The sequence below is a fragment of the Gluconobacter thailandicus F149-1 = NBRC 100600 genome, assembly GCF_000964465.1.
In the GTDB taxonomy this organism is placed as follows: domain Bacteria; phylum Pseudomonadota; class Alphaproteobacteria; order Acetobacterales; family Acetobacteraceae; genus Gluconobacter; species Gluconobacter thailandicus.
On record NZ_BANH01000125.1, the window covers coordinates 1 to 1,169 of the forward strand.

Here is a 1,169-nt window from a genome sequence, read left to right on the forward strand (position 1 = left end):
AAGATTTCAGGTGTCATCAGGTCAGATGACAGACCTCAGTTCGGGAAGCTCCTGAAAAAGATTCAGGCCGGGGATGAGCTGGTCGTGATGAAGCTCGACCGACTTGGAAGGTCTACCCTCGATATCCTGACAGTCATCCAGAACCTGAGAGGTCAGGGCATCGCCATCACCATTGAAGGAGTGGGGACCATCAGGGATGACATGATGGGAAGCCTTACCATGAACCTCCTCGCCTCCTTTGCAGAGTTCGAGCGTGCTCTGATTATCGACAGAACCCAGTCCGGCAGAAAAAGAGCAATGGCCAACGGAGTACGAATGGGAAGGAAGGAGAAGCTTTCTCCCCAAGCTCAAAATGCCATCAAGCGACGTTATGGGAGCGAGACCGGGAAATCCTTAGCCAACGAGTATGGCGTTGGCTTGAGGACAATCCAGCGAATAGCTTCCGCAGCATGATGCAAAATGGATTGCAAAACAGCCCAGATAAGCTATCCTTGTCTCCGGAGTTATCTCCAAAGTCGTCTCCAAACTTGTCTGTTTTCCTCGACCTAACCGCTTGATTTTATTGAGACATCGGCTTTTTTGGCTAATTCCTCCCGCCCCAGCCAAGTACCTATAAATCAATGAAATCAAACACTTATGTGCCCAGAGAAAAGCAACTTTGGGGACAACGGTGGAGGCAGTCTAAGCCATTTTAGGGATTCTGTGAGCCCCTAAAATCAGCCTCCTGCTGCGACTCTCTGAACAGTCCGCAAGCCAATCCCATATTCTTTTGCCAATGCTGCTCCTGTCTCACTTCCATAACGTCTCTTGATGGCGTCCCTTGCTTGACTGGAAAGTTTGGGCTTTCTCCCCATCCTGACACCATTGGCCATGGCTGTCTTCCTACCTGACTGGGTTCTGTCGATAATCAGGGCACGCTCGAACTCTGCAAAGGAGGCCAGAAGGTTCATGGTGAGACTTCCCATCATATCATCCCTTATGGTCCCCACTCCTTCAATGGTGATGGCAATGCCCTGCCCTCTAAGGTTCTGGATGACTGTCAGGATATCGAGGGTAGACCTTCCAAGGCGGTCGAGCTTCATCACGACCAGCTCATCCCCGGCCTGAATCATCTTCAGGAGCTTTCCGAACTGAGGTCTGTCATCTGACCTGATGACACCTGAAATCTT

2 protein-coding genes are annotated in these 1,169 nt (G+C 50.7%); one reads left to right on the top strand and one right to left on the bottom strand.

Annotation, left to right across the window (positions count from 1 at the left end):
* A partial coding sequence (locus B7444_RS16020; protein ID WP_048855239.1) for a recombinase family protein occupies nucleotides 1-453 on the top strand: 453 nt, incomplete at its 5' end.
* 263 nt (nucleotides 454-716) lie between these two features.
* Here B7444_RS16020 and B7444_RS16025 read toward each other — a convergent pair.
* On the bottom strand, nucleotides 717-1,169 hold a 453-nt coding region (locus B7444_RS16025; RefSeq protein ID WP_048855240.1), incomplete at its 5' end, for a recombinase family protein.